The sequence below is a fragment of the Croceimicrobium sp. genome (assembly GCF_965228705.1).
Taxonomy (GTDB): Bacteria; Bacteroidota; Bacteroidia; order Flavobacteriales; family Schleiferiaceae; genus Croceimicrobium.
The window spans coordinates 3,148,966-3,174,972 of record NZ_OZ245832.1 but is presented as its reverse complement, the minus strand read 5'-3'; the positions used below and the strand labels follow the sequence as shown (position 1 = coordinate 3,174,972).

Sequence of the window (26,007 nt, the reverse complement as noted above, 5' to 3'; positions counted from 1 at the left end):
AGAACGATTGCCCTGGTTTACTAAATGAGTCCTGAAAAAAGGTCTAAATCAGGCCTTTAGATTTGCAAGCATATCCTTTACCATAGCCTCCAGGCTAAAGTCGGGCTGCCAGCCCCAATCCAACTTTGCTCTCTGATCATCGATGCTCTGTGGCCAGCCTGCGGCAATAGCATCACGAGAATCTACCGCATCGTAAAAGGTTTGGAAACCGGGCACTTCTTTTTCGATCAAAGCGCTCAATTCATGCGGAGTAAAGCTAAAGGCCCCCACATTGTAGGAGGTACGGATCTTAACCTGCTCGGCCGGAGCTTCCATTATACCAATAGTCGCTTTAATGGCATCGGGCATGTACATCATCGGTAGGCGACGATTCTCCGAAAGGAAACAATGATAGTCCTCTCCCTTTGCTGCTTTATGAAAAATATCTACTGCATAATCGGTAGTTCCACCACCGGGCTCCGTTTTCCAGGAAATCAATCCAGGATAACGTAAACCACGCAAATCACAACCGTACTTTTTATGGTAATAATCGCACCATAGTTCGCCAGCCAGTTTACTAATTCCATAAACCGTTCCCGGGTCCATTACCGTGTATTGCGGGGTAGCTTCAACCGGAGTATTAGGTCCAAAGGCAGCAATAGAACTAGGCCAGTACATTTTAGAAATATGACCTTCACGCGCTAATTCCAAAAAGTTGAATAAGCTGCGCATATTCAGGTCCCAGCCTCTTAACGGCATTCTCTCTGCAGTGGCCGAAAGCATGGCTACCAGGTGATATACCTGATTGATACCGTGTTTCTTAATTACCTCAAAAACCTTTTTATCGTCCAAGGCATCCAATTGCTCAAAAGGTCCCTGGGCCAGCCTTTCGGCAGAGGGAGCTTTGAGGTCTGAAGCAATTACATTGTCATTGCCATAAGCTTCGCGGAGGCTATCTACGAGGTCTGTTCCAATTTGACCGGAAGAACCTAAAACTAAAATTTTGTCGGTCATTAAACTGCTTTTTTGAGAGTGGCAAATATAATCGCTTTTAGTCCCCTATATTTGATTCCAAGCGCAATGAAAGCACAATCGCTCCGGATTTTTTTAAAGACCCTGGGACCGGGTTTACTCTTTGCCAGTACCGCTATCGGTGTCAGTCACTTAGTACAGAGTACCCGCGCTGGTGCCGATTATGGCTTTGCCCTCCTTTGGGCCGTAATTCTGGCCAATGTGCTCAAATTCCCCTTCTTTGAATACGGCTCTCGTTATGCGGCCTCGGCGCAACAATCGCTTATTGATGGCTATCGCGATTTAGGTAAAGGTATGCTCCTACTTTATGGTCTGATTACCCTCGGCACCATGTTCTTTGTAACCGCCGCCGTGGGTGCAGTAACGGCTGGATTTCTGCATCAGCTATTTGGCCTGCAGGGTATCATTAGTATAAAAGTCACTACCTTTTTACTCTTTGCCACCTGCATGCTTATCCTTTTAATCGGGCATTATAAAGCGCTGGATCGCTTAATCAAAATTGTAGGTAGTATTTTACTTACTTCTACGCTCCTGGCCTTTTTCAGCACCTTGGGTCGTGGTCCAGCCGCCGATCCCTTTCAATGGTTTGATGCCTCCATTTTAGAGATCAGTAATCCTTCCTTTCCTTTCTTAATCGCCTTGATGGGATGGATGCCTACCGCAGTGGACCTCTCCGCCTGGAATAGCCTCTGGACCTTAGCCCGGCGTAAAGAATCCGGTTATCAATCCAGCTTAAAAGAAGTACTGCGTGAATTCAATATCGGTTATTGGATCTCCGCCTTATTGGCCCCCTGCTTTATGCTATTGGGAGCTTACCTCGTCTTTGGCACGGATAAAGTCTTAGCCCAGGGTTCAGCCGCCTTTGCCGGAGATATCATAAACCTCTATACCGAGAGCATTGGCGATTGGAGTAGATGGGTCATTTCTGCGGCCGCTTTCAGTATCATGTTCGGCACCTGCATTGCGGTTTTTGATGGCTACGCAAGAAGTGCTCAAAGAGTATGGCAATTAGTAAGACCGCAAAACTCCAAAGGCGAAGAAAGCTCGGGGAACAGCACTTTCCAAATTGTGCTAATCGTAGTAGGCTTGGGGGCCTTACTCGTTATTAATCAATTTGGAAATTCCCTGCGCAGCCTGGTAGATTTAGCCACAGCAATTAGCTTTTTAGTTGCACCCATCATTGCTTTCGCCAATTTTAAACTGGTCATGGGTTTAAGACCTGAAGACCGGCCGGGACTTGCAATGCGCTGGCTTTCACGCCTGGGACTCGTTTTCCTTAGCGGCTTTAGCCTGGTCTATCTGTATGCGCTAATCTTTTAATTTCCTTCGTAGCTGATTCGCCAAATACGGCCTTTCTGACTATCACTGATAAAGAGACTACCTCTTCCCCCCACGGCTAATCCGCAAGGCCGGTATTCTGCTGAGGCGGGTGATTCCGGCTGATCATTCCTTCCCGAAAAACCGGTAGCAAAAGATTGGTAGCCACTAATCGGATCATTTCCACTAAAGGGCACAAAAACTACCCGATAACCTTCTTGAGGGAAAGGTGCACGGTTCCAACTACCATGAAAAGCAATAAATGCCCCACCCTTATAATTAACCGGAAATTGGTCTTGATTGTAAAACTCAATGGCATTGGGTGCCCAGTGCCCGGGAAAGGCCATAAGGGGAAGGTCTACATTTCCACAACGCCCAATACTATCGCCTGTACCACCATATTCGGGGTTCAATAGTTTCACGCGTTTTTGCCAATCGTAATAACAATAAGGCCAGCCAAAGTCACTGCCTTCTTCAATTCTCAAAAACTCCTCTCCTGGCAATTCGGCACTTTGCTTAGCGCTGTAGATTTCGGGCCAAAACTCATGCAATTGATCCCGACCATGTTGCATAGCATAGAGTTTTGCATGATTAGGATTCCAGGTGATCCCCACTGCATGACGTATGCCGGTAGCGAAGTTTTCTCCATCCTCAAAAGTTTGATTCGGCATACTGGCGCTGAATTTCCAAATACCCCCACTGGTTTCCAGCAGTGGGCATGGATCCTGACCGGCCACGCCTTTGGTACGACTGGGATCCTGACATGCATTAGAGGGTGCCCCGATGGTTACATACATATTCCCTTCTTCATCAAAGGCCAAGGGTTTTGCGGCATGTTGATTTTGATCTGCCAGGCTGAGGATTAACTCACGTTCGCCAGAAGGCACTAACTCATTCCCTTTAAACTGCCGACGGAAAACCTGGGTATTTGTGCTAAAATAGAGGTAACCATTGTGGAGCTTGATCCCTGTTCCTCCCTCCAGATCTTCAAAATATACTTTGCGATCTACCAATCCATCCTGATTCGAATCTCTGAGGGCCACAATAGAAGCACCTCTTTCGGGATAGGAAAGGCGCAAGTACAAATCACCATTTAGGCGACTGGCCATATGTCGACCTTTACCCAGGTCATCTGCATAGACCTCTGCTTTAAAACCTTCGGGCACTACTATCCCAGCTTGACGGATTGAGCTATCCGCAGATTCTCCAGAATCTGAACCCGATGAACAGGCCTGAAAAAGAACGAAAAGGAAAAGTAATTTCGGGGCAACTCGCATCGCTGTAATTTTGGCTCGCAAGTTACAAGTCCTTAAGCAAGAGCTCCAATTTTGTTTTAATTTCTGATGGTCTAAATGGCTTGGTAATTACGTCCTGGATTGCCGTTCCTTCCATTTGATTTTGAATCTCATCTCGCATATTGGCTGTTAATGCCACAATGGGAACCGGACGACGCTGGAACTTCTCTGTCTGCATAATCATTTCTGCCGCTTCAAAACCATTCATCTCGGGCATCTCAATATCCATAAAGATCAATTCCACATCCGTATTTTGATAGGCTTCCAGGGCTTCGACTCCATTGTTCACGGTAATCACTTGATAGCCCATTTTCTGAAGCATGGTTTCCGCTACTCGCTGATTAATCTGATTATCCTCTGCCAGAAGTATCCAAATGCCTTCCTCCTCCAGTTTAACCTGATTCCACTGCGGTTTTTCCCGCTCTACCGCCATGGTTTCCTTCAGGGGAAAACTAAAGTAAAAGCGAGAACCCAAATCTTCTTTGCTCTCCACATGCAATTCGCCTCCCATAAGATCCACCAGAGATTTGGATATCACTAAGCCCAAGCCTGTTCCGCCCGACTTTTGGACCGACTCACTATGTACCTGCTCAAAATCCTGAAAAAGTCGATCCAATTGTTCATGATTCATTCCGATACCCGTATCTCGAACTTCAAAATAGATCAAAGGATCGGGACCCTTAAGGTTGAGAAACTCCACTTTTAATTTGATATAGCCCTCATCGGTAAACTTTACGGCATTGCCCAAAAGGTTAATCAAGACCTGTTGCAATCGAAGGCCATCACAAAGAATCCATTTATCCTGATACTCTTCCGGAAAATCAAATTTCATGCGGATGCTTTTTTCCCTTACCCGAAAACGAAACATTTCCAGGAGCTTGTTTAATTCATCGTGTAAATGATAAGAGCTCCTGTTTAACTTGATCTTTCCGGCCTCCAACTTGGAATAATCTAAAATCATATTAATCAGATCCAGAAGATGATCCGAAGAATGTTCGGCGATATCAAGCATTTCCTCCTGATCTGCATTCAATGGCGTTGAGCGCATCAGGTGGATCATACCATTAATCCCATTCAAAGGAGTCCGAATTTCATGGCTTAGTCCCGACAAGGTGCGCGCTTTTTGCTGCGCTAAATCCAGAGCCTTTTGTTTTGATTGAAACTCCTCATTTAACTTTTCTTCGAGGGTGCGCTGCATGCGCCAAACATCCCGGTTTAAACTTTGTAATTCCGGTATGGAAGACTTTTCATATTGGATCGCATCTGGCTTAAAGCCTGAAGCCACATAAGCTCTTAGGTTTTTCGATACTTTGCGAATACCAGCACTAAAAAAGAAACTCAACATCAGACTGGATACCACTGCCGCTGTAAAAAGCAAGCCTAACAATATCCAAACCCAGAGTCCATTGGTTTTTTCAAAGCTCATTTGCGCCTGCTTAAGCTCGGCATGTAAATTTGCTAAATCAGCCTCTAGAGAGATGGCCTTTTGATTTAAAGCTTGTATTTCCTGCGTAGGGCTTATTTCCTTCGCAAAAGCTTCCTGATAGGTATGAATATTCGCTTTTACTTTTCGAATCGGTTCCTGGAGCTCCCCCAGAGGATTTGGCAGCTGAATATCCGGAGGCGATAAAAGGGGTTCCGCCCAGCTTATTAAAGCTGCACGATTTGAATTTTGTGCCAGATAGGATAAAAGTTTTCGATGATCACTAAACTTCTGTTGACCGATTTCCAGGTCATGGACTAAATTCTGATAAAGATTCTTCTTTTGACTGAATTGATAGAAAATAGCCAGCCCGGTAATTAGTAAACTTTTTACAAGCAAAAAGCCAAGAATAGCCCTCCATTGCAGATTTATCCGCAAAGGTTTGAGTGAGTAGTTCATGTTTCATGTTGTCAGGTAAAAGAGATATACGTCAAAGCCCTGCACTTGGATTTAGACATTCTAAGATTTTCTAGAGAACCTATGTCACACATCCATTCCACTGGAAATGTGCAATTTTGCCCCGTCATGAAAAAGCTGAAAAGTCTCACTCTTCGCTTCCGCTTTACTCTACTGGGAGCAGTGCTCGGATTAGCCGCTGGTTATATTTATTATGATCAGGTAGGTTGCCAAGATGGTTGTACCATTACGGGTGATCCTACCAACTCGAGTTTATACGGTGCATTAATGGGTGGCCTTTTATTAAGCATGATCGATGATCACCTTAAAAAGTTGAAAAAATGAATGCACAAGAATTAATTGCCCAAGGCAAGGGTAGCGTGGTGGATGTACGCAGCCACCTTGAATTTTCGGGCGGTCATGTTGCGGGATCCCTTAACATACCTCTGGATCAGATCAACAGTAAATTAGATGAATTACGTGCGCTGGAAGCTCCTTTAATTTTGGTTTGCGCCAGTGGTAACCGCAGTGGTATGGCCGAAAGTTTCCTGCGTGGTAATGGCATCGACTGCCTGAATGGTGGCAGCTGGTTGAATGTGAACTACTTTATGAGTTTACGTGAAGCTTAGTCCTAATTTCTATCGAATTTTAATCCGAGTCCTAAACTTAGGGCTCGGAATTTCTCTTTTAGGAAGTGCCTGGTATGATGAGCAATGGTGGTTGCTGATACCAGCTATCTATTTTACTTCCAGAGGCTTTGCCAAAAAAGCCTGCCCCGCAGATTCCTGCAAGATCGAAGATTAAATTCTTCCAAAGTCCTATTTCCCCCATTCGTCTACCCTCTCCCTCCATTCGCAGGTCTTTAGGAATTCCTTAACAGAGCCTAAAAGGCTAAGCCTCTACATTCGTAGCACGAAACTAAAACATAAACATCATGAAATCACTATTTTGTGCTTTGCTGATGGCAGGGACTATTATGCCTGCTTCAGCCAATGTGGGCGGTAATCCAACCGAACAACAAATCCAATTACCTATTTACATAATTGAGCTACCCGAAGAAGGGGAGCCCAAAAACAGTCCTCAATTTGCGGTGCAAACCTATATCGAGAACTTCAACGAGCGCGATTTTGAAGAAATGCGCAAAGTGCTCAGCGACAATTTTACCAATCAGGGTTTAAATCGTGACGGTTCTTTAACCGAAGTACAAACTATCGACGACCTCCGCACCTTAATGAGTGGCCAGGAAGTAATTGCCCCTGATAGTCAGAATAATGTAATTACCGTTACCGAGGTAAACGAAAAATATGCAACTGTAGAGCTGGTAACCGGACCGGAAGGCCAGCGCTGGAAAGAAATGATTACCCTAGTTAAAGTTGGCAATGGCTGGAAGATTGAAAAAATCTTCTGGAGCTTTGTTTAAGACTCTTCCCGTTGATTAATGCTAAAAGCCCCTTCCGGATTTCGGAAGGGGCTTTTGCTTTTAAGGCTTAACAATTATGGGTAGGCTGTGAACACCTCCCCGATGCTGAATTTGTAAATAATAGGTTCCGGCTGGCAAATTGCTTAAATCCCATTCCATGGGACTTTGTTTCGGTCGGATTTCCTTTAGGTTTCGCCCGCTGGCATCCCGCAGATAGAGCGCCTGAAGCTCTATTAGTTCTCCATCCCACTCAAGCTTAAGAACATCCTCCACTGGATTAGGATATACTTTCAGGGCCTTTTCTATATCCTGTTCCTCCATTCCAATTGCAAATAGAGCCCAAGCCCATTCATGACTATTTCCACAGGCATTAGTCACCTTCAATTTTACGATATAGAAAAGTCCTGGTGTTTGGTAAATATGAATGGGATTAACACCTGTACCCGTATTACCATCCCCAAAATCCCAATCATAGCTACTGGCATTTCGCGAAGCCGAAGCATCAAATTGAATCCGCAAGCCACTACCTATTGGTGACATCACCGTATAAGTCCAATCCGCCTTAGGAGCACCACAAACTTGTACATTTTGACTTATACTTACCGAATCGCCACAAAGATTGGAAACGGTTAATTGTACCGTATAGGTGCCACTTTGAGCATAAACATGATTGCTATGTCGGTTGGTATCAGTACTCCCATCACCAAAATCCCAATGGAAGGAAGTAGCCATAGATCCGCTGGCATTAAAAAGTACACTATCCGAATAAACCGTGAATGTCATCTGCGGATTAAGCGTATCGCAAATTCGAATCGATTGAACCAAGGTATCACCGGTCCCACAATGGTTCAAAGCAATTAGCTGCACATTGTAAATTCCAGCATTGGCATAATGGTGGTTCACCGGGTTTGTACCCGATCCATTACCATCACCAAAATCCCAAATCAAGGTATCTGCATTAAGGGAACTACTGCCATCCAGAGACAAACCTAAATACGAAGCATTAGCACTAAAAAGGGCAGTAACTGTATCGCAAGGCAAAGTACTTACCGTATCATATAAGCTTCCGCTGAACTGCCCTACGGAACAGGAGTCGTAAATACTAATTGCATAGCTATGGTTAGCGCTTAGCCCCGTGAGGGTATAAGGACTATTGATACCGGTAATCACCTGCATGGTAGAAGGTCCGGATGCGATATCATAATAAGTTAAGATGCCACTATTGGGCGCATTGCTAGAGCTCCAACTAAGACTAAAGTCTGTTTGGTTAATGGCCGAAATGCTTAAAGAAGTTGGATCCGGACAAGGTAAAATAGCATCGCGTACCTCAATGCCATCCAAGGCTATATCACCTGTAAAGCTGGTAGCCTCGGCGATGAATTGCAGGGTAATCGTATCGCCCTTATAAGCAGTGATATCAATAGAATCCGCAATCCAAGCTGCGGTACTACTATTTTGCTGTTGACCGGTATAGGTTTGCAAAATCGTGGTTCCAGAAGACCTTTCAATGGCCACCTTCATATTCACTATGGTGGCCCCATACATATGGTAATGGTAAAAGATATGCGGAGCGGCTATTAGGCTATCCACAATAATGGGTGGGCTGCTAATCATGGCACTGGTTGCCCCCCGAGATGCTTCGGTATAGATGTAATTTCCGCTGCCACTTAAATCTGAACTGGGGCCGGTATTAGCAGAAGTTGTTGTTCCCATTCCGGTTCCCCAACGCATTTGACTTGTCGCTAATCGATTCCAACAAGGGTCGATCAAATCATTATCGTTTAAACCACCCGTTCCCTCCTGCCAGGCTGCTCCATCAAAGTTTTCGAGGAAAGGCATGCTGTAAGGATTACAGGCCATTTTCTCATCCACCACCAATTCATCCAAAGCCACATCCGATTGATAAATGCTGCCGCCTGTGGCTTTTAATACCACAAATCGAAAACGTACCGTTTGGTTGAGATAGCTCGATAAATCATAGCGCTGCTCCTGCCACAAATTCCCTTGATCACCCGCCAGGCTACCCAGAATAATCCAGCTTCCTCCGCTATAGATTTCCCATTGAAACCAGAGGTTTTGGCTGTTCTGACTGAACATATGGTACCAGAAACGCAACTCCGGTTGCGTCAAAGCACTGAGGTCTATATAACCGGTTTCCAAAATAGCGGTATCACCTCCGCTTCCTGCACTGGCCTCGGTATATACATAATTACCGCTGCCACTGGTTTTGTCGCCAGTGGGCCCGGTGCCGGTGGAAGGCGTATTGCCCTGGCCACCACCCCAAAAGAAAAGGGTATCACGATTGCGATTCCAACAGGGTGAAATGCTGGCTCCGGTATTTTGAGCTCCGCTTCCGCGATCAAAGCCTAGGTCGAAACTTTCGTAATAAGGAGCTATTAAAGTATCACATAAGGTAGAACCTAAAAGTGGTCCCAGCCAAAGACTCTGATCATTGGCATTGCAACTGTCACGCAGGTAAAACTCATAGTAGCTACTGGCATTTAAACCCGAAATGGTGTAGGGGTTGGAACTTACGGAAATCAAGGTACCGGTACCGGGACTAAATCCGGCTGGGCCGTATTCAATTTGCCAATTACTCGCCCCTCCACTAGTCCAGCTTAGGCTGATGCTATTTTTAGTGATGGTGCCTACCGAAAAATTATCTGGCATAGGGCAGGGATCATCATAAAGCTTAAACTCATCTATGGAAATGTCCCCCATATAACCTTGACTATAACCGCGGAAGATGATGCGTACGGTATCGCCCGACCAGGCATCTAATTCAATTCCATGGGTTTTCCAGGCATCGGCCGAATTGCTTTGTTGAGCGCCTACTATGCCGCCAATCCACTGCATACTGCCATCTTTTGCAAGAAATACCACCAGGCTATCAATATTGGATCCGTAGAGGTGGTAGTCGAAATGCAAAACCGGATTGGCAATGCTTGTTGGAATAAAGATTTCCGGCGAGCTGATTTCGCCATAACCACTTAGGCCGGAGAATTCGGTGTACAAATATTTACCACTGCCACTCACATCCGCAAGCGGACCGGTATTGGCCGAAGCGGTAGGCCCGGAATTAGTACCAAAATTGGGATTATTGTCGGATGGCCGCGTCCAGCAAACATCAATTTGATTGCCTTGATTATTGGCGGTGGGCACTCCTACAACCCAGGAACTCCCATCAAAATTTTCGAGATAAGGAGCCATATAAGCCAAGCATAAAGTAGCGGCAGAAATCGGCCCCAGCCAAGCTGAATAACTGGTAGCACCACAACTATCGCGGAGGTAAAAATCATAGGCCGTGGCCGGGCTCAAACCGGTTAAGGTAAAAGGAGAAGCCGTCGTAAAAACCTGTGTGCCTGAACCCAAATTAAATCCGGCCGGACCATATTCAATAATAAAGCCCGGAGAACCGGCACTGGACCAAGATAAATCCACCGAATTGCTTCCTACCGCTTGGATGGCAAAATTACTGGACTGCGGACAGGCCACATCTTCAATCGAGACCTCATCAATGGCCATATCGGCTGTATAGCCACTGTTTACTCCCGTAAATCGTATTTGCACGGTATCACCCGAATAATTCTGCAAGCCATATTGAATCTCTGTCCAGGGCGAACCATTGGAACTTTGCTGCTGTCCTTGAACACCCCATAACCAGGTCCAAGCACCGCCATTATTTACTTCAACATAGAGGGAGTCAATAGCGCTGCCATAGAGGTGATAGTGGAATTTCAAGGTGGGGTTGGCAATTACCGGGCTCAAATAAATTTGCGGACTGGTGATGGAACCCGAACCGTTGGCACCACTGGCTTCGGTATAAAGGTATTTTCCTGTGCCCGAAACATCCGCATTTGGACCCGTATTGGAAGATGCTGTGCCTCCGGACCAAGGACCAAAATTGGGATTACTAACAGAGGGGCGCGACCAGCAAGAACTAATTGCATTACCATTATTGGAACCAGGTAGACCGGTTGTCCAATCACCGCCATCAAAATTCTCGAACCAGGGAATTACCGCCAGTCCACAAGGCATGGTAACCGTAATTGGCCCTACCCAGGCACTTACATTTCCGGCACCACAGCTGTCGCGGACATAAATATCATATACCTGACTATTGGTGAGTAGCAAGGTAAAGGGATTACTACCGGCATTAACAATCGTTCCCAGGCCACTGCTTGGACTAAATCCATTGGGCCCATAAATGATTTGCCATTGACTGGCCCCACCGCTGGTCCAGGAAAGATCCACCGAATTAGGCCCTAAATTAGAACTTGTTAGTCCACTCGGTTGCGGGCAGGGTGGTGCTTCGTCTATGGTCACCAGATCAATGGCCATATCGCTGCGCCGCTCATTACCCTTGAGGCCGGAAAAACGAATGATTACGGAATCTCCCGCAAAGGCACTTAAATCAACTATGGCCTCTAAATAGGGATCTACCGCATTACTCTGCTGTTGACCGGAAATCGACCAAACACCATTAGTCCACTGTCCAGTGCTGGCCCGGAAAACCTCGATGCGCAAAGTTCCCATGCTATTCCCAAACATATGATAGAAAAATCGCAGTTCAGGATTCACTAAAGGACTGATATCAATTAAGGGTGATTCCAAAGAGGCTACCTGCCCCAAGAAACCAGCCGAAGATTCCACGTACATAAAATTGGACCCGGTATGATCCTGAGTAGGTCCGGTATTAGGAGTAGAGCCCGCTGTTGCGCGCAGTCCCCAAAACAAAGGGTCACTAGCCATGGTACCCGGATTGGGATAACGCCACCAGCAAGGTCCCAGGGCGTCTCCACCATTATAGGTTCCGGTGCCAGGGGTCCAGCCTCCGCCATCAAAATTTTCAGAATAGGGTGCCGTCAAAGCATTACAATACGGCATGGCCGAAATAGGCCCGATCCAGCCTGAGGTATCGCCTCCCCCGCATAATGATCGGATGTAAAAATCGTAGACCGTGCCTGAGTTCAGGCCACTAATGATTACTGGATTACTATTAACTACTTGCAAGGTTCCTGCACCCTGACTAAAGCCATTCGGACCGTACTCAATTTGCCAATTGCTGGCATTGGCGGAGTTCCAGGCCAAGGTCACGCTGCTGTTCGTGCGACCATTCAGACTTAAAGCCGAAGGATCCGGACAATTGGCGGCTTCCTTAATCACTACCTCATCAATGGCCATATCGCCTTCCGGCTGAAGGGAACGCACCGCCCGAAAACGAATCTTGATGGTATCGTTAGCAAAGGCATTGAGGGTAATACTTTCCTTTATCCAGGGATCGATATTGCTGCTTTGATCCTGGGCACCCGACTTAGACCAAACTGTTAGCCATCCAGTAGATTGACTCCAAGCCTGGGCTTCCAGGTTACCGACTGAAGAACCATATCGGTGGAAATAAAACTCTAAAGTGGGTGTAGTTAATGCACTTACATCGATCAAGGGTGAAGTAATGGTAGCTACATCTTGATTCTGTCCCCCGGTAGCTTCCACGTAAATGTATTTACTGCCTAGCCAGGCTCCACCCGGGCCGGTATTTGCGGTTGGGGTAGCTCCAAGCCTAGTTCCCCAGGCAAATCTACCTCCGCCAAGGCCTCCAGTGGGGGCTTCCGGATCCCGCTTCCAGCAGAAATCAATGACATTATTGGCGTTTTGACCACCGGTACCTTGTAGCCAGGTGGCTGACTCAAATCCTTCAGTATAAGTACCACTAATTACAGTGGGAATACAAATGGTTCGAAATTGGAAGGGACCTTCCCATAAACTTACATCGCCAGAGCCGCAACTATCCCGGACATAATATTCATAGAGGGTATTGGGATTTAGTCCCCTTAAAACAAATGGATTAGAATTGGCATTTACCCAGGTCCCGGAACCCGCACTAAAACCCGGACTGCCATAATTGATCTGCCAATTGGAGGCCCCTCCACTGGTCCAGCTTAATGCCGCCCGATCGTGCATCGCCCAATCCATACCCAAATTAGAGGGCTTCCAACAAGTGGGCATGGGACCGTGATGCACAACCACTTTAAAGGAACCTGCTTGGATCTTGGCATCGGCTGTATCGCAACCCGAACTGAAAAAAGCAACATCGAATGCATGTAATTTAAAGTCGAGGCTGGTGCCGGGGTAGTTGCCATTCAGGAAACTCAGATTGCTGCGAACTACATTTTCTGAGGCCCCCGGTGTAAAAACCGAACCCGTATAAATCTGACCTTCATTCGTCCCGGTAGTGGTGCATTCCAGATAAGCATAGATACCTGCAGGAGGCATACCGGTTATGCCCCCAACAGTATTGATGGTATAATAAAGGTCCACTCCATAAATCCAATCACCCGCTGGAAGATTTACCGTAATCGTTTGGGCACAAGCCGACTGGGTACTAGTTGAGGGGAAAAAATTAACATCCTGCACCCCGACTGCATTAACCGCGATAGCGGAGTCGGCGGTGATCTGTGCAAAACCACTAAAGCAGGTTAAGGCCAGCAGAGCAGTAATGAAGTTCCGCATAGGGCCATTTAATTAGTTGGCTATGAAGGTAGTAATTAATTTAGAGGCATCTATCCGCATCGAATTGCAAATTAGATGAACATTACTGGATCTAATTTGCAATTCGATCCATGCTAAATACTCAGTTCATAATTTCTTGCTTGTGAACAATTTCGAGCCAAAGAGATTTGAGTACTTTGAATTATGAAATTGAAGACCTTCTTCAAAATTGCGCTTATCACAAGCATCTTGGGGCTTCTGGCCTTAATCTCAGATTTCGGTTTTTCACAAAATAAGCTCTCTCAAAATCTGCTGGACAGCTTTTATTTTTTGGTCTTAGCGATCGGTGTAGTCGCCACTTTCGCTCGCTATTTCCAAAACCGATTCCTGATCAAAAGGAAGGTCTTTGTTTTTGACTTGCTTTCCATTGGTTTCACCCTCTGGGTTTTTTACCTCTACCTTTTTGTAGGGGAGCCCTTTAAAACCGACTTATTACTAGAGAATCCCATCTGGCTGCGCCTGGCCGTCTTCCTCAGTTTTGTACGCGAATTTTCAGAAGTGAAGATGAACTACAAGCGCACCTTACTCAATCCGGCTCAGTTGTTTGTTGCCAGCTTTCTAATCATTATTTTTTTGGGCAGTTTTCTGCTGATGCTTCCCAATGCCACTTATGATGGCCTCTCTTTTGTAGATGCCTTTTTCACTTCCACCTCCGCAGTTTGTGTTACGGGATTAATCGTGGTGGATACCGGTACTTATTTCACGGAATTCGGTCAGATCATCATTCTCATCCTCATTCAGATTGGGGGTTTGGGCATTTTAACTTTCGCTAGTTATTTCAGCTATTTCTTTAAAGGTGGTGCTACTTACGAGAATCAATTAGCCCTACGCGATATCACCAATTCTAAAATGCTGGGAGAGGTCTTTTCTACCCTCAAATACATTATCCTCATTACCTTGAGTATCGAGCTAATCTCAGGCATCCTTATCTACAGTAGTTTGGAAAGCTCCTTCTTCCAGAGCAAATACGAGCAGATTTTCTTTGCGGTTTTTCATTCCATTTCAGCCTTCTGCAATGCAGGATTTTCTACCCTCTCCAATAGCATTTATGAGGATGGATTTAAATTCAATTATCTGCTGCAATTTTGGATTGTCCTCACCTTCGTTTTGGGGGGACTAGGCTTCCCGATTGTGTCCAATATCTTTAAATATTTCAGCTATCGCTTGCGAAAATTGATCTCTTTCGGTCGTCGGCAAATCGCCTATAAACCCTGGGTTTTAAACCTGAATAGTCGCATCACCCTCATCACCACCCTTACGATCACAGCGGTGGCCTTTGTGCTCTTCTATATCCTCGAATACAACAATACTTTAGCCGAACATGATGGCCTCGGTAAAATTGTTACCGCCCTTTTTGGTGCCACTACCCCTCGGACCGCCGGTTTTAATTCCATCGACACTTCGGCCATGCTCTTCCCTACCACCATGATGGTTTTCCTATTGATGTGGATTGGTGCCTCGCCCGCCTCTACGGGTGGGGGTATCAAAACCAGCACTTTTGCCGTAGCGACTTTAAACATCCTAAGCTTGGCCAAGGGTAAATCGCGCATTGAGGTTTTCCGTCGCGAAATTGCGGATGTTACCGTAAAACGAGCTTTTGCCATTATTTCGCTTTCGCTGATTGTAATAGGCTTTGGCGTGATGATGATTTCCGCCTTCGACTCAAATCAAAGTCTGATGGATATCGCTTTCGAGTGCTTTTCGGCCTATAGCACAGTTGGACTCAGCTTAGGAATTACGGCAGAGCTTTCTCAAGCCAGCAAATTCATTTTGATTGCCATCATGTTTGTGGGTCGGGTTAGCATGCTCACCATAATCATTGCCTTCTTTAAGAAGGTGAAACAAAAGAATTATCGTTATCCCACCGAGGAAATAACGATTAACTAGATTGAACCATGAAATACATTATTGCCGGACTCGGAAATTTTGGAGCCTCCCTTTCACAAAAACTTACCGCCCAGGGCCACGAGGTAATTGGTATCGACATCCGCATGGATAAGGTGGATATGTATAAGGAGCAAATTACCCATACCATACAAATGGATGCTACCGATGAATTTACGGTAGCGGGCTTACCTCTGGATGATACTGATCTGGTGATTGTAGCGGTGGGTGAAGATCAAGGGGCCAATATTATGACCTCGGCCGTATTTAAAAATTTGGGGGTTAAGCGATTGATCAGTCGAGCCATTAACCCTTTACATCAAAAGGTATTGGAGGCCATTGGTGTGGATGAAATTGTGCATCCTGAAGAAGAAACCGCCGAACGCTGGGCCAAAAAACTCTGCCTCAATAATGTTGTGGACTCCTTTGAACTGGGCGATACCTTTAGCATTATCGAAGCCAAGGTGCCGGAAGACCATGTAGGAAAAACCATTCGTGAAGTGGAGTTCCGTGGTAAATACAATTTACTGGTGCTCACGATAATGAGCGAGACCGAAGTAAAAAGCATGTTAGGCCGCAATCATACCGAACTTAAAAGTCAAGGAATAGCCAGCCCCGATCAAAAGCTCAAGGAGAGTGATGTATTGGTGCTTTATGGTGCCAATAAGGATTTGCAAAGCTTTTTGAAAAGATAGGTCGAATTTGTAATTCGACCTAGGTTTACTTTACACACATTATTGGGCCGAATTTGCAATTCGGTTCCAAACCTGGATCAAATTTCCAATTCGATCAAAAAAAAACCGCCCCTAATCAGAGGCGGTTCTTGCTATCTAAATTTGAAGGTATTTAGTTCTTCAGAATATTGCGGCTAATAAAAGTGCCATTGGCATCACTGATACTCAATAGATACTGACCCGCCTTTAAGCTGCTTAAATCCAATTCCAGTTTGTTCTTGCCTTCCAATAGATTTTGATCACTGGAATAAACTACTCTTCCTTGCAGGTCGAAAATCTCTAGGTTTAAGCTCATCGCTGCATCCGATTTCATATCCAGATTAAGAACTGTACTCACCGGATTTGGATACAAAGTACTTAAGCTGAAAGGCGCTTCAATGGGAGTATATTCAATTCCTAAAGAGGCACACTCATCGTATTTGGCGATATACTGTTTGCAGCCATTTGCACGACAGTCGGTCCACAGGCTATAGATATTACAATGGGTACGCACACTGGAAGAGTAATCGCCCACAAAGCGACTTTTAGAAACCTGTGCAAAATTGGTAGTCCCAGAACTTACTTTTTTGATCGGTCCGAAATTGGCCCCATTGTCTTGCGAGTTGCTGATATGGTAATTGGACTTATTGGTGCTATCCAAAACATTTCCACCAATACTCACCTTATCGCCATGCGCCGAAACTACTGGCATAAATACCTTGGATCCGAAAATAGTAGTTAAGTCAAGCGGGGTAGACCAGGTAGCGCCATTATCCGTGGAACGGGAATAATAGGATTCAAAATTTTGATTGGAGATAAAATCAGCCCAAACCAAATGCAAATTATTCTGACCGTCTACTGCTAAGGAAGGTGCGGCATTTTCTCTTTCATTAATTACGCCCGTTCCGGAAGGGAAAACAGTGGTCGCTTGTTGAATAGTAACAGGAGTAGAAAATGTCTGAGCTCCGTCGGTAGAAGAGGTATAGAGAATCTCATTGTTCATGAAATCCGCGAAGGAATAATGCAGCTTGCCATTACTATCCATAGCTAAATTGGTGAATTGCCCATTTCCTGAATAAGCAGTAGTGGCGGCCGAAAAACTACTTTGATTGGCTTTCTTCACTTTCACCTTTAGGCCCGTTTGGTTTAAATCTGCCGGGAAATTGATGTATCCGATATAAAGATCATTTTGACCGGGGCCATTGGATAAATCTACTGCCATCCATTGGCGATCGCAAATCCCATCTTTATAATTGTAGATGGTCTGACTGGCATTTAATTTACCAATGCCGAAGTAATGATCCTCACCTGCTTCAAGGCTAAAGCTATGCCCATTATCAGTCGACTTGCCCCAATAGCCCACAAAAACGAGGGTATCGGTAGGATTAGGTGCGCTGGGATTAAAAAGAAGATAAATCCAAGAGCAATACAAATTGTGGTTATTGTCATAGGCGAAAAGGATATCGCCTCCACCTGCAGCTATAAATCCGGGAAAATCATTGGCTATTTCTGAGGAAGGATCGAATTGCGAAAGCCGCCAGGTATTACCTTGATCTTCGGAGTGGTAAATGCGGAAACTTAAACTTGTCCCCAATTCCATATAACCCACTACCAGGTGGGTAGAATCATTCGGATCCATCGCAATGTGAGCTTCCCCTTCATCTTGTTGAGAAGAAATCGATCCGGAAAGAGACTGATCAAGACTTTGAGCTTGGCTATTAAAATTTAGGAGGGCCGAAACGAAGGCCAGGGTGCATAGTACTTTCTTCATTTTTTAGAGCTGTTTACTGAGTCAATTTGCGCTTTAACCGCTGGAAGTAATTTTTCATCCAGGGCATGTTCAATTCCTTTTTTGATGGCAGCACTATCGGCTGCCGTTAATACCACAGTATCCGAGGGAGCCTGAGATTCTACTTCAGTACTGCCACTTAATTTAGAGTTTGTACAGCTGGCGATTAGGAGTAGGATTGCCAGCGAGAGAAATAGTTTTTTCATCTATTCAAAATGCAGGTGCTATTGTATAGACGGGGAAAAGTGGGCAAAAGGTTGCCTGGGGGCTGTATTTTTAGGAATTTAAATCTTGCGCGAATTGCAAATTCAGGCCCATATCTTTTTAAAAGAAGACTGCATTTCGACTCCTTTATTCGACGCATAGAATCTCCCTTAGTCTGATATCATTAGATGAAGAGCCGATCATTATTCTAAAATCACCTGGCTCCACTACTGGAACCATTTCTTGATTCAATAAGGTGAGCATAGCGGGAGTGATTTCGAATTGCACCGTTTTAGTTTCGCCTTTTTTGAGGTGAATTCGCTGAAAAGCTTTTAACTCTATAACCGGCCTGGCCACGGAGGCGTATTCATCTTTAATGTACAATTGAACAACTTCATCACCGTCATACTCCCCAGTATTCGAGAGACGGAATTTTAAGTGCAGGCTATCAGTTGACCTTATTGAGCTTTTATCGAGCTGCAAATCACTGTATTCGAATTGGGTATAACTCAAACCAAAGCCAAATGGAAACAAGGGCTTTCCCGATAAATTACTATAATCATCGCCCCTTCCAGTGGGTTTGTGATTATAATATAAAGGCAATTGAGATTCGTGGATGGGAAATGTAATTGGCAATCTTCCCGCTGGATTATAATCTCCAAAAAGTGCATCTGCTATAGCATTACCCCCTTCATCTCCAGAATACCAGGCATCAATAATTGCGGGCACTTCATCTACCCAATTTTGCATCGTTATGGCGCTGCCCCCCGTTAATACAACTACGGTAGGTGTTCCGGTTTCGGCAATTGCTTTGATCATTTTTTCTTGATGACCCGGCAGAGATAAAAAAGCTCGATCTTTAAATTCACCTTCCTCAATCCCCACACATACTATGGCTACATCCGATTTCTTGGCTAGGGAAACAGCATCGGCCAGCTTGGTTTGCCAGTTATTTGGAATATTAGCATTCCAAATAAGCTTAAACCAAACATTACCTCTTGTTTCGAAAAACTCTACTTTGATATCATAAGTCTGGTCCTTTTCAAATTGATACGGTTTTGTGATTTGTTGAACTGTTTGTTTCCTCCAATTGTCAATGAATAGTTCACCGTTTATGTATAAGCGATACCCATCATCTCCTTTAATGCCAATATCTATTTTCCCCGACATCGGCGCTTTCAATTTACCTTGCCATCGAGCTGAGAAGAAATCATAATTAATCCTTTCAGGATCAGGCGAAAAGAGCGTCCACCTAAAATCAATCTTGGGATCAATTCTCGATAGGGCAGGTTCACCTTCAAGCTTAATATTGTTAAAGTAATCGGCCTGAAGACCTAAGCTCTTCTTTCCATCCAGGACATGAAAAAACTGGTCTTCGGGAATTGCCACAAAATCCTCTGTTACTCTTTCCACACCTTTCAGATAATCTACTTTTAAGGTGTCACCTACTTTGTTTTTTATCCCTTCCAAAATGCTAACCGGATTATTCCCCGGACCAGAGTAACCGCCTAATCGTGCTTCAGCTGCATCAGGTCCAATTACCGCAATCGATTTGAGTGTTTTTTTAAGAGGAAGTACCGCTGCTTCATTCTTAAGTAATACCAGGGATTCCAAGGCGGCTAATTTTGCCAGTCCCTTGTTTTTGGTGGTGGAATTTTCATTCTCCAAATCATCCACATTCACATAGGGGTCCTCGAATAAGCCCAACTTAAACTTGGCGTACAGCACCCTTTTAACAGCTTCGTTTATGGCCTTTTCATCTATTATCCCTTTTTCAAAAGCTTCATAGAATAAAGGATAGTGATTATAGGATGTTTGGAAGATCACATCCAAACCACCTTCTATTGCCTGTTTGGTAGCATCTGCATAATCTTTCGCCGTAAAGTGAAGTACATTAGCACCGCCCACAGCACCGGCATCCGAAATAACAAAGCCCTCAAAGCCCCACTCTTCTTTCAGCTTTCCCCTCAGTAAAGGCGAATTAGCTGTTGCTTGCAGGCCATCAACAGAATTATAAGCGGTCATGATCGACCAGGCTTTAGCTTCCTTTACACTGGCTTTAAATGCAGGGTAGTAGACCTCTTCCAGGATGCGATCATTATAATGAATGGGGTATGAATCCCGACCACCATCTCCCACATTCGCCACGAAGTGCTTGGGGGTAGTAATAATCTTGCGCTCTTCAAAAGCCTTGATGTACGAAACTGCCATTCGTGAGCTTAGGTAAGGGTCTTCCCCATAAGTTTCTTCTACACGGCCCCAGCGCACATCGCGAGCAATGTTAATCACCGGGGATAAGTTCTGTTGAATTCCCCTGGCTTTTAATTCAGTAGCAATAGCTGCAGCTACTGTATCCATCAGTTTGGTATTGAATGATGCCGCTAATCCAATTGCTTGCGGAAAAGCCGTTGCCCCTTCTCGAATTAAACCATGTAGGGCTTCATCAAAAGGAATAATTGGAATACCCAGACGTGTTTCCTCCAGAAAATACTTCTGCATTTCATTAATCCGCATGGCGGTTTCTTTAGCTTGCCCACCACTGGAGTATTCTAAAATTTGCTCTACTTCATTACCGGTAGAGCTTTTGGTAGCAACTTGAATTCCAAAGATTCCGTGTTTGTACTTTTCCTTCGCTTCAGATATGTCACCGGGAATCATAAACAGCTGCCAGAACTTCTCTTCCACTGTCATTCTTCCCAACAAATCATCTACCCTTGCTTCAATTGAAGCATTGGAATCTTTATAAACGGGGACATCCTTGCTTTCGCAGGAAGTTATTAGCGCTAGGGCTACCACCGAAATAACTGGAATAAGGCGAGCGGTAATCTTTATCAAGCTACTTTAATTTTGAAACCTTTAAAGTCCATACATATTGACAAGGAGGATTATTGCGAAGTTCCTCAGGAATGTTCACCGTAAAACCTTGGGCATTTGCGGTCCAATCTAATTTTTGATCATATCCCAAAAGCGTCACAGTGGCTCCTTCGATGGGTTGATGAGCATTTATCGAAATATTAGCAGGCATAAGGGTTTCATCCTCTTGCGCCATATAAAAGAAATAGGTATTTCCATTTTCCTGCTGGGTCATGCAGATATTGTTTTCCTTAAAAGGTGCTAGAGTTGTGCTATGGTAAATTCCTTCGCTATTTACAGCCATCCAATTTTCATAGTCTTTCAATAGACGATATGCGCCTTCTTGCCATTCACCCTCTGGCGTAGGAGCGATGTTTAATAATAAGTTCCCTCCTTTTGCCACGATATCTACGAGCATTTGTATTCCTTCATAACCCGACATATAAACCGCATCGTGCGTATATGCCCATCCTCCACCGGAAATAATGCAAGATTCCCAGGGATAGGGCAATTCTTTTTCGGGCACCCTATTTTCGGGCGTTAAGTAATTCTGATTCTTACCGTGTACCGCTCGGTCCACGACTATTAGCCCGGGTTGTTTTTCGCGAAGTTTGGCCACAAGTTCATCCATTCTAATGTCTTGAGACACCATTCTGTGCTTTATAAAGCCATTAGCCGCCTTGTTTTCCGCGAATTTCTCTGCATAGTTTTCATCCAGATTTTGTTGGTCCCTCTTTTTCACCCAGCCCCCATCTAACCAAACAATATCAATATCTCCATAATCTGTTGTCAACTCCAAAAGCTGATTGTGAGTAAATTGAACAAAGGTTTCCCACTTTTCCGGATACAAAGCCGGATCGTAATTGACATTCCGATCAAAGGCTGGCCAATACGGATCCCAATAGCTATCATGATGCCAATCGGGTTTAGAGAAGTAAGCACCCACCCACATATTTTTTGCTCTAAAGGCATCAAACAATTCCTCGGTAATATTTGCCCTTGGATTTGAGCTAAAAGCACATTCTGGATCTGTGATCTTATAATCCGTGTATTTAGAATCGAACATGGAAAATCCATCATGATGCTTCGTGGTAAAGATCATATAGCGCATTCCGGCACTCTTAGCTGCCTGCGCCCAATTTCGCGGATCAAATTTGACGGGATTAAAGGTCTTTTTTAAGTCTTCATATGCCTGGACATATTCATAATAATTGTTGGGATTAGGTCCTTCTTTACGCTCACACCAACCATAATCTTCAGGACATATCGACCAGGACTCTACAATGCTCCATTGGCTATAGGGCCCCCAATGCATAAGCAATCCAAATTTGAGTTCTTGCCATTGCTCTAATTTATGTAAGACTAAGGAGTCCGTTTCTGGTACATAGCGTTCATCTTCCAGAATGGCTTGTGAAAAGGAATAGCCAGAGACAATAAGTAATAACAATAGTATTCTTCCTTTCATGCAAAATATTTAAAACCATTCCTTTCTGGACTCATGCTCGGTTCCACTTTGACCTGAACAGGTCAATAATTGAATACCGTGATACAATTTTTAATCGTCTAAATAGGAACAGAAATAGTCGAGATTAGATGCGAATGTAACTCTATATTCAATTTTAGCTACTTAGCCAATCCACTAAGCAAGAAGAAACCGGACCTGTATCTTTCTTTACAGATTGATCAAACCTAAGGGGAATTTGCAATTCACCTATTCAAAAAAATACAGGCATAAAAAAAAGTCCGAACACAATGTCCGGACTTTTCTCCTTGTTGCCCCACGAGGACTCGAACCTCGACTGACTGGACCAAAACCAGCTGTCCTGCCAATTAGACGATGGGGCATCGTTTATTTTGGGAGGGCAAAAGTAAGATGTGTATTTGAATCGCGCAAATAAAAATTCATGTTAAATCATCTTCTTTAATTTTTCTGCTTCCTTCTTTAACAAGATATTGACACCGCCCAACTTGCTTATTTTCATAAATTCGCCCGCAGCAACAAATTCAAGAGGATGCTTTCCAATTACAAGAAACTGAACAACTTGTTGGGATGGCTGGTTTTCGCCATCGCAACAGTAACCTACTTTATCACTATCGAGCCAACCGTAAGCTTCTGGGACTGCGGTGAGTACATTGCTACTTCGGTAAAACTCCAGGTGGGTCACCCTCCCGGTGCACCTCTCTTCCAGCTAATGGGGAACTTCGCTTCTCAATTCGCTTTTGGAGATGTAACCGAGCAAGCCAAAATGGTAAACTTGCTATCAGCAGCCGCCAGCTCCTTTACGGTATTGTTCCTCTTCTGGACCATTACCGCGCTCGGACGTAAATTCTTACTCAAATTTGGTGAGCTTACTGATGGCCGTATCGTAGCCCTTATGGGTGGTGCCATTGTTGGAGCCTTGGCTTATACCTTTAGCGATAGTGCTTGGTTCTCGGCCGTAGAAGGTGAGGTATATGCCATGTCATCCCTCTTTACTGCCATCGCCTTTTGGGCTATCTTAAAATGGGAAAATGAAATCGACCATAGCAGTCGTGCCCACCGTTGGCTCATTTTCATCGCCTATATGATTGGTCTTTCAATCGGGGTTCACATCCTGGTATTCCTAACCATTCCTGCGATTGTAATGGTGTACTTCTACAAGACCGACACCAAAATCAACAATACCAAATTCATCCTCTATAATGTAATTGGTATCCTCATCCTTGGAATCATCTTTGCCGCCATTATTCCTTTCGTGCTTTGGACTTTTGGCAAACTGGAAATCTTTATGGTGAACAGTCTGGGCATGCCTTTTAATAGTGGAACCATTTTCACCCTTATTCTTATTGGTGGTGGTGCCGCCTACGGCTTACGCTATACCCGTAAAAAAGATTCCCCTATCTGGAACACCTTAATTCTTTCGGTTCTTTTCATTATTCTCGGTTACTCAACTTTCGTAACTCTGGCGGTGCGCTCTAATGCCAATACCCCGATTGATGAGAATAATCCTGAAGATGCGATGTCGCTTTTGGCCTATTACAAACGTGAGCAATATGGCGACTTCCCTGTATTTTACGGTCAGTCTTTTAATGCTCCGGTAGTAGACTTTAAAGATGGAAATCCGGTATACCGTCGCGATGACGAAAAAGGGGAATACGTAATCAGCGACGATCGCAAAGCATCAGAACGGGTTTTTGACCCTGAATATGTTGGACTCTTCCCTCGGATGTGGAACGATGATCCGGCTTCGGTCCCCAACTATAAAAAGTATGCGGGAATCACCAATGATAAAGAACCGATACCCCTCAGTAAAAACATTAAGTGGTTCTTCAATTATCAGGTAGGCCACATGTGGTGGCGCTATTTTATGTGGAACTTCGCCGGAAGGCAAAACGATGAGCAACATCGTTTTGAACATACCAAAGGAAACTGGATTTCGGGAATCAAACCCCTGGATGAAATTCGCTTAGGGCCACAAAGCAATTTGCCTTATCACGCCAAGAATAACCCGGCACGCAATGTTTACTTTATGCTCCCCTTAATTTTGGGATTAGTAGGTGCCGTGGTCCACTATCAAAAAGCGGGTAAAGATGCTTGGGTAGTCACCCTATTCTTCCTCTTAACCGGATTGGCCATTGCCGTATATCTTAACCATAAACCTTTTGAACCGCGGGAACGTGATTACGCCTATGTGGGCTCCTTCTATGCCTTCTCCATTTGGATTGGCTTGGGTGTTATGGCCGTTTATGAATTGCTAAAAAAGCAAAGCACTGGGGTCGCCGCTGCGGTAAGTGTGGTGTGCTTGGTAGCAGTGCCTGGTTTAATGGCCGCTCAAAACTGGGATGACCACGATCGAAGCAATCGCTATGTAGCACGTGATATTGCCTTTGCCTACCTCGATTCCTGCAAGCCCAACAGTATCCTCTTTACCAATGGAGATAATGACACCTTCCCACTTTGGTATGCTCAGGAAATTGAAGGCTATCGTACGGATGTGCGCATCATCAACCTTTCTCTGTTGAACACCGATTGGTATATCGATCAGGCTAAACGTGCGGTTTACGACGCAGATCCCGTACCCTTTAGCTTTGAACATGATCAGTACAAACAAGGTACCCGTGATGTGATTTATTTCCAGGATCGTCAGGTTCCTGGACGTTGGGATGCGAAAGACTTTATCCGTTGGGTAAAACTCGATGATAAGCAGAATAAATTCACTGCCTTTGGTGGTCAAAAAGAATTAATCTACTTCCCCATGCGTCGTTTACGAGTAAACATTGACAAGGAAGCGGTATTAGCCAATAATGCCGTATTACCAGAAGATACGGGTCGCATTGTAGACTATATCGATTGGAACCTCAAGACCCAGGTTTTAAGCAAGCGCGATTTAATGGTAATCGACCTCATTGCAGAAAATGACTGGACTCGTCCGATCTACTTCAGTGTAACCGTAGGAAATAGCAGCAAGAGCTTCTTCTGGTTAGACGATTACTTCCAGCTCGAAGGTTTAGCCTATCGCTTTGTTCCGGTATTGAATAAACGTGAGGGAAATAATCCGGACTTCGGTAAAATTGCTACCGATGTGATGTACGATAACCTGATGAATAAATTCGAAATGGGTAATATGGAAGTACCCGGAGTTTATCTAGACGAAACCAACCGTCGGGTAATCTTCAACCTCCGTAATATCTATGGTCGTTTAGCGGAAGATTTAGCCGAGCGCGGACGTAATGAGGAGGCCATGCAGGTATTGGAGCGTGCCATGGAGAAAATGCCGGAGAGCAAATATGCCTACGACTACTTCATGTTCAATATTATCGAAGGTTATTACAAAGCTGGCGCTCAGGAAGAGGCCCGTGAAATCATCAACACCTTCGCCGATAGATTGGAAGAGGAGCTTGCGTATTACCAGCAATTCCGCGGCAAAGACCGCAATAAGATTCAAGCTGAAATGAATGCAGCAGCAAGCTATTTCCGGATGATTGTTCAATTGGTAAACCAGTTTGAGCATAAAGGAAATCAGCAGAGCATGTCTCAAGATGAAATCTATCAACGCTATGTAGATGCCTTACGTCCCTTAGGACTGGCCTAAACAGCGCTGTGATACAATAAA

General features: G+C 44.7%; 15 protein-coding genes and 1 tRNA gene. 7 read left to right on the top strand and 9 right to left on the bottom strand.

Going from position 1 to position 26,007, the window contains the following annotated elements; genetic code table 11:
• Nucleotides 1-48: 48 nt before the first annotated feature.
• Nucleotides 49-993 carry an NAD-dependent epimerase/dehydratase family protein gene (locus ACO05P_RS14155; protein ID WP_421751806.1) on the bottom strand — a complete coding sequence of 315 codons (945 nt, stop codon included), beginning with the start codon at nt 991-993 and terminating at the stop codon, nt 49-51.
• A gap of 66 nt (nt 994-1,059) precedes the next feature.
• Here ACO05P_RS14155 and ACO05P_RS14150 point away from each other — a divergent pair, with 66 nt between their 5' ends.
• On the top strand, nt 1,060-2,331 hold the full coding sequence (locus ACO05P_RS14150; protein WP_421751804.1) for an NRAMP family divalent metal transporter: 1,272 nt from the start codon (nt 1,060-1,062) through the stop codon (nt 2,329-2,331).
• Here ACO05P_RS14150 and ACO05P_RS14145 read toward each other — a convergent pair.
• Nucleotides 2,328-3,605: a PQQ-dependent sugar dehydrogenase gene (locus tag ACO05P_RS14145; protein ID WP_421751802.1), complete on the bottom strand. Its 1,278-nt coding sequence runs from the start codon at nt 3,603-3,605 to the stop codon at nt 2,328-2,330. The two genes, ACO05P_RS14150 and ACO05P_RS14145, sit on opposite strands and share 4 nt — an antisense overlap.
• Before the next feature lie 22 nt (nt 3,606-3,627).
• Nucleotides 3,628-5,505: an ATP-binding protein gene (locus ACO05P_RS14140; protein WP_421751800.1), complete on the bottom strand. Its 1,878-nt coding sequence runs from the start codon at nt 5,503-5,505 to the stop codon at nt 3,628-3,630.
• 126 nt (nt 5,506-5,631) lie between these two features.
• On the opposite strand from ACO05P_RS14140, the gene ACO05P_RS14135 reads away from it, so the two are divergent.
• The 3 genes from ACO05P_RS14135 to ACO05P_RS14125 all read left to right on the top strand — a co-directional run bounded on the left by ACO05P_RS14135 (nt 5,632) and on the right by ACO05P_RS14125 (nt 6,922).
• A complete protein-coding gene (locus tag ACO05P_RS14135) occupies nt 5,632-5,847 on the top strand; it encodes a hypothetical protein (RefSeq protein WP_421751799.1) in 216 nt (71 codons plus the stop codon).
• A complete protein-coding gene (locus ACO05P_RS14130; RefSeq protein ID WP_421751798.1) occupies nt 5,844-6,131 on the top strand; it encodes a rhodanese-like domain-containing protein in 288 nt (95 codons plus the stop codon). The genes ACO05P_RS14135 and ACO05P_RS14130 overlap by 4 nt, the downstream gene beginning before the upstream one ends.
• A gap of 305 nt (nt 6,132-6,436) precedes the next feature.
• Entirely contained in the window at nt 6,437-6,922 is a 486-nt protein-coding gene (locus tag ACO05P_RS14125; protein WP_421751797.1) for a nuclear transport factor 2 family protein, read from the top strand.
• A 60-nt stretch (nt 6,923-6,982) separates the two neighbouring features.
• On the opposite strand, the gene ACO05P_RS14120 is transcribed toward ACO05P_RS14125, so the two are convergent.
• Entirely contained in the window at nt 6,983-13,432 is a 6,450-nt protein-coding gene (locus ACO05P_RS14120; protein ID WP_421751796.1) for a PKD domain-containing protein, read from the bottom strand.
• 183 nt (nt 13,433-13,615) lie between these two features.
• On the opposite strand from ACO05P_RS14120, the gene ACO05P_RS14115 reads away from it, so the two are divergent.
• Together ACO05P_RS14115 and ACO05P_RS14110 are read left to right on the top strand one after the other, a co-directional pair.
• Entirely contained in the window at nt 13,616-15,358 is a 1,743-nt protein-coding gene (locus ACO05P_RS14115; protein WP_421751795.1) for a TrkH family potassium uptake protein, read from the top strand.
• Between the two features lie 8 nt (nt 15,359-15,366).
• Entirely contained in the window at nt 15,367-16,050 is a 684-nt protein-coding gene (locus tag ACO05P_RS14110; protein WP_421751794.1) for a potassium channel family protein, read from the top strand.
• Nucleotides 16,051-16,201: 151 nt separating this feature from the next.
• On the opposite strand, the gene ACO05P_RS14105 is transcribed toward ACO05P_RS14110, so the two are convergent.
• From ACO05P_RS14105 to ACO05P_RS14085, 5 genes are all read right to left on the bottom strand, one after another.
• Nucleotides 16,202-17,839, bottom strand: a complete 1,638-nt coding sequence (locus ACO05P_RS14105) for a T9SS type A sorting domain-containing protein (protein WP_421751793.1) — start codon at nt 17,837-17,839, stop codon at nt 16,202-16,204.
• Nucleotides 17,836-18,063, bottom strand: a complete 228-nt coding sequence (locus ACO05P_RS14100; protein WP_421751792.1) for a hypothetical protein — start codon at nt 18,061-18,063, stop codon at nt 17,836-17,838. The genes ACO05P_RS14105 and ACO05P_RS14100 overlap by 4 nt, the downstream gene beginning before the upstream one ends.
• Nucleotides 18,064-18,208: 145 nt before the next feature.
• A complete protein-coding gene (locus ACO05P_RS14095; protein WP_421751790.1) occupies nt 18,209-20,896 on the bottom strand; it encodes a glycoside hydrolase family 3 C-terminal domain-containing protein in 2,688 nt (895 codons plus the stop codon).
• A gap of 1 nt (nt 20,897) precedes the next feature.
• Entirely contained in the window at nt 20,898-22,379 is a 1,482-nt protein-coding gene (locus ACO05P_RS14090; RefSeq protein ID WP_421751789.1) for an alpha-L-fucosidase, read from the bottom strand.
• 308 nt (nt 22,380-22,687) lie between these two features.
• Nucleotides 22,688-22,759, bottom strand: a tRNA-Gln gene (locus ACO05P_RS14085).
• 167 nt (nt 22,760-22,926) lie between these two features.
• On the opposite strand from ACO05P_RS14085, the gene ACO05P_RS14080 reads away from it, so the two are divergent.
• Nucleotides 22,927-25,986, top strand: a complete 3,060-nt coding sequence (locus ACO05P_RS14080) for a protein O-mannosyl-transferase family (RefSeq protein ID WP_421751788.1) — start codon at nt 22,927-22,929, stop codon at nt 25,984-25,986.
• Nucleotides 25,987-26,007 lie beyond the last annotated feature (21 nt).